This window comes from Streptomyces sp. C (assembly GCF_000158895.1).
In the GTDB taxonomy this organism is placed as follows: domain Bacteria; phylum Actinomycetota; class Actinomycetes; order Streptomycetales; family Streptomycetaceae; genus Streptomyces; species Streptomyces racemochromogenes.
The window spans coordinates 2,211,113-2,214,965 of sequence record NZ_GG657750.1 but is presented as its reverse complement, the minus strand read 5'-3'; the positions used below and the strand labels follow the sequence as shown (position 1 = coordinate 2,214,965).

General features: G+C 75.3%; 4 protein-coding genes. All 4 read left to right on the top strand.

Annotated features, from left to right (window positions below; translation table 11 throughout):
- Positions 1 to 149 precede the first annotated feature (149 nt).
- The 4 genes from SSNG_RS09805 (at position 150) to SSNG_RS09790 (ending at position 3,685) form a co-directional block, all read left to right on the top strand.
- Positions 150 to 1,304, top strand: a complete 1,155-nt coding sequence (locus SSNG_RS09805) for an ArsA-related P-loop ATPase (protein WP_007263664.1) — start codon at positions 150 to 152, stop codon at positions 1,302 to 1,304.
- 67 nt (positions 1,305 to 1,371) lie between these two features.
- Positions 1,372 to 1,848, top strand: coding sequence for a DUF5304 domain-containing protein (locus SSNG_RS09800; protein ID WP_042800814.1), 477 nt, complete (start codon positions 1,372 to 1,374; stop codon positions 1,846 to 1,848).
- A gap of 61 nt (positions 1,849 to 1,909) precedes the next feature.
- Positions 1,910 to 2,851, top strand: a complete 942-nt coding sequence (locus SSNG_RS09795) for an ROK family glucokinase (RefSeq protein WP_007263662.1) — start codon at positions 1,910 to 1,912, stop codon at positions 2,849 to 2,851.
- A 75-nt stretch (positions 2,852 to 2,926) separates the two neighbouring features.
- Positions 2,927 to 3,685 (top strand): endonuclease/exonuclease/phosphatase family protein, encoded by a 759-nt coding sequence (locus SSNG_RS09790; RefSeq protein WP_007263661.1) that lies wholly within the window; start codon positions 2,927 to 2,929, stop codon positions 3,683 to 3,685.
- Positions 3,686 to 3,853: the final 168 nt, after the last annotated feature.

Genomic DNA, 3,853 nt, shown 5'->3' with positions numbered 1-3,853 from the left:
TGCACCGGCCCGGACGGCCCGCCCCGGTACGGACCGGCCCGCACTAGCACGGACCTGCAGGGACCAGCCCGCCCAGCACGAACCGACCCGCACCAGCCCGCACCGGCACACCCCGGCACACCCCGGCAAAGCAAAGGCACGGCACCACCATGCAGACCCTCCTCGTCACCGGCCCGGGAGGCGCCGGCCGCAGCACCGTCGCGGCCGCCACCGCACTCGCCGCCGCACGCGAGGGCCGACGGGTCCTGCTCCTGTGCGGCCCCGACGCCGACCCCTTCCCCGACCCGGTCCCGGGACTCCGCGTCACCCCCGTCGACTCCGGCCAGGAGTTCCGCACCGAACTCGCCGCCCTCCAGGAACGCGGCGCCGCCCTCATCGGCATGCTCGGCGGCCGCCCCCTCGGCACCGAGGAACTCACCGAACTCCCCGGCGCCGAACAGTTCGCCCTGCTCCGCGCCCTGCGCCGGGCCGCCGCCGCACCCGCCACCGACCTCGTCGTCGCGGACATGCCCCCGCTCCACCAGGCCGTGGCCACCCTCGCCCTCCCCGCCCAGCTCCGCCGCTACCTCACCCGGCTCCTCCCCGCCGAACGCCAGGCCGCCCGCGCCCTGCGCCCCGTACTGGCCCAGCTCGCCGGAGTGCCCATGCCCGCGCAGTGGCTGTACGAGACCGCCGCCCGCTGGGACGAGGAGCTCGCCGCCGTCCAGGCCGTCGTGGAAGCCCCCACCACCCGGGTCCGCCTCGTCGCCGAGCCCGGCCCCGCCGCGGACACCGCCCTGCGCACCGGCATGCTCGGGCTCGCCCTGCACGAGCTGCGCACCGAGTCCCTCGTGGCCAACCGGCTCGTACCGGCGGACGCCGCCGCGGCCCACCCCTGGGCCGCCGGCATCGCCGAGCAGCAGCGGGCCTTCCTCGACGCATGGGCCGGCCCCCGCCTCCCCGTCCACGAGATCGCCCACCTCGGCCGGGACCCCCGCTCCACCGACGACCTCGCCGCACTCAACGCCGCCCGGGACCTCGCCCCCGGCCCCGCCCCCGCACCCGGCGCCGGCTGGACCGTCGAGGACCGGCTCGCCGACGACGGGGTGCTCGTCTGGGCGATCCCGCTGCCCCGCGCCCGCAAGAGCGAGCTCGACCTGATCCGGCGCGGCGACGAACTGCTCGTCGCGGCCGGACCGCACCGCAGGATCGTTCCGCTGCCCCCGGCCCTGCGCCGCTGCACCGTCTCCGGCGCCGCCCTCACCGACGGCGCCCTCCGCGTCCGCTTCACCCCGGACCCGCGGCTCTGGCCGAGGGAGCGCTGAGACCCGTACCGCCGTTCGGGTACCGTCGAAGGAAGACCCACCGCAGCTGCCGCCAGGAGAGTCCGCCATGAGCGAGGCCACCGACCACCCCGACGCCGACGACGCCTGGGCGCGGGCATGCGCCGAGGACCTCGCCGCCGAGAAGGAACGCCGCAGGTCAGCGCGGTCCGGCGGCACCGGAGGGACCGGCGGGAACGGCGGCACCGGAACCGCCGCCGAAGAGCTGTTCAAGCTCTTCGAAGCCGTCGCCGACAAGGTCTCCTCCCTCAACAACCCCGCCGTCGGCGCCGCCGCCCAGGACGCCGTACGCCAGTTCGTCAACCAGGCCAAGACCGCCGCCAAGCCCGTCATCGAGCGCAACCCAGAGGTCTTCGGCCACCTCGCCGCCGCCGGATCCGAACTCCTCGCCGCCTACCGCTCCGCCGTCGAAAGCCACGAACGCCGCTGGACCCGCGACGAACCCCCCGCACCCCGGGAGGCGCCCTCCGACAAGGGCGACGAGGGCCCCGGTACCGGCCCGGCCCAGCGGATCGATCTCGACTGAACCTCCGCCGGGCCCGTGTACGGTTGGCCGTGGCGGGGTTTGACCGGAAACCGAGGGACTAATGGGACTCACCATCGGCGTCGACATCGGCGGCACGAAGATCGCGGCCGGCGTGGTCGACGAAGAGGGCACCATCCTTGAGACGTACAAGGTGCCCACCCCGCCGACCGCGGACGGCGTGACGGAGGCGATCTGCGCCGCCGTCTCCGAGGTCAGCAGCAGCCACACCATCGACGCCGTCGGCATCGGCGCCGCCGGATACGTCGACGACAAGCGCGCCACGGTGCTCTTCGCACCCAACATCAACTGGCGGCACGAACCGCTCAAGGACAAGGTCGAACAGCGCATCGGCCTGCCCGTCGTCGTCGAGAACGACGCGAACTGCGCCGCCTGGGGCGAATACCGCTTCGGCGCCGGCCAGGGCCACGAGGACGTCATCTGCATCACCCTCGGCACCGGCCTCGGCGGCGGCATCATCATCGGCAACAAGCTGCGCCGCGGCCGCTTCGGCGTCGCCGCCGAGTTCGGCCACATCCGGGTCGTCCCCGACGGCCTGCTCTGCGGCTGCGGCAGCCAGGGCTGCTGGGAGCAGTACGCCTCCGGCCGCGCCCTCGTCCGCTACGCCAAGCAGCGCGCCAACGCCACCCCCGAGAACGCCGCGATCCTCCTCGGCCTCGGCGACGGCACCGCCGAAGGCATCGAGGGCAAGCACATCAGCGAAGCCGCCCGCGCCGGCGACCTCGTCGCCATCGACGCCTTCCGCGAGCTCGCCCGCTGGGCCGGCGCCGGCCTCGCCGACCTCGCCTCCCTCTTCGACCCCTCCGCGTTCATCGTCGGCGGCGGCGTCTCCGACGAGGGCGACCTCGTCCTCGACCCGATCCGCAAGTCCTTCAAGCGCTGGCTCGTCGGCGGCGCCTGGCGCCCGCACGCGCAGGTGCTCGCCGCACAGCTCGGCGGCAAGGCCGGCCTCGTCGGCGCCGCGGACCTGGCCCGCCAGGGCTGACACCCCCCCCTTTTCGCCCGCGCCTGCCCGCCGTGCCCCCTGTGGGGGCGGCGGGCAGCTGCGTATGTTCGGGGCATGCCGCACACGCTGCACACGCTGCCTAAGTCCGTGACCGAGCCCGACGGCTCAGCCGTCATCCGGGCCCTCAGCTACAACATCCGCTCGCTGCGCGACGACGAGGAAGCCCTGGCCCGGGTCATCCGCGCCTGCGCCCCCGACCTGGTGTTCGTCCAGGAAGCGCCCCGGTTCTTCCGCTGGCGCAAGCACGCGGCGAGGCTGGCCGCCAAGACCGACCTCGTGGTGCTGGGAGGCGGAGCCACCGCGGCCGGACCGCTGCTGCTCTGCTCCCTACGGGCCTTCGTGGAACGCACCGAGGACGTACTGCTCCCGCGCACCCCCGGCCTGCACCGCCGCGGCTTCGCCACGGCCGTCGTCCGCTTCGGCGCCGCCCGCGTCGGGGTGGTCAGCGCCCACCTCTCGCTGGACGCGCGGGAACGGCAGGCGCAGGCGCAACTGCTCCTGGACCGGGCCGCCGCCCTGGGCGCGCCGCACGTGATCGCGGCGGCGGACGTCAACGAGGCGGCGGGGGGTCCCGCCTTCGGCCGCCTGTCGGGAGCGCTCCAGGACTGCTGGACGGTCTCCCCGTGGGGCGACGGCGACACCTTCCCGTCGACGGCCCCGACCCGCAGGATCGACGCGGTCTTCGCCTCCCCGGGCGTAGAAGTCCTGGCCTGCGGAGTCCCCGCGGGCCTCCCGGGGGTCACCACCCCCGACCTCCGCGCAGCGACGGACCACCTGCCGGTGCTGGCGGCACTACGGGTTCCGGCGGGGTGAGGGGGGGTCGGGGCGCGGGCCCGCTATCTCCCCCTCGACCCCGCGCGGCCGGGCGGGGGTTGCCCACCCGCCCCCTCGTCTGCGGGCCGGTGGCCGGGGGCGGTACCCCCTCGGACGGTCTCAGAGCGGGTTGGGGGCTTCCCGTCAGTCCCATCGTCCTTCCGGTTC

Excerpts from the sequence above, each read along its gene's own strand:
- SSNG_RS09790 (WP_007263661.1), top strand. The coding sequence starts at position 2,927 with ATGCCGCACACGCTGCACACGCTGCCTAAGTCCGTGACCGAGCCCGAC.
- SSNG_RS09800 (WP_042800814.1), top strand. The coding sequence starts at position 1,372 with ATGAGCGAGGCCACCGACCACCCCGACGCCGACGACGCCTGGGCGCGG.
- SSNG_RS09805 (WP_007263664.1), top strand. The coding sequence starts at position 150 with ATGCAGACCCTCCTCGTCACCGGCCCGGGAGGCGCCGGCCGCAGCACC.
- SSNG_RS09795 (WP_007263662.1), top strand. The coding sequence starts at position 1,910 with ATGGGACTCACCATCGGCGTCGACATCGGCGGCACGAAGATCGCGGCC.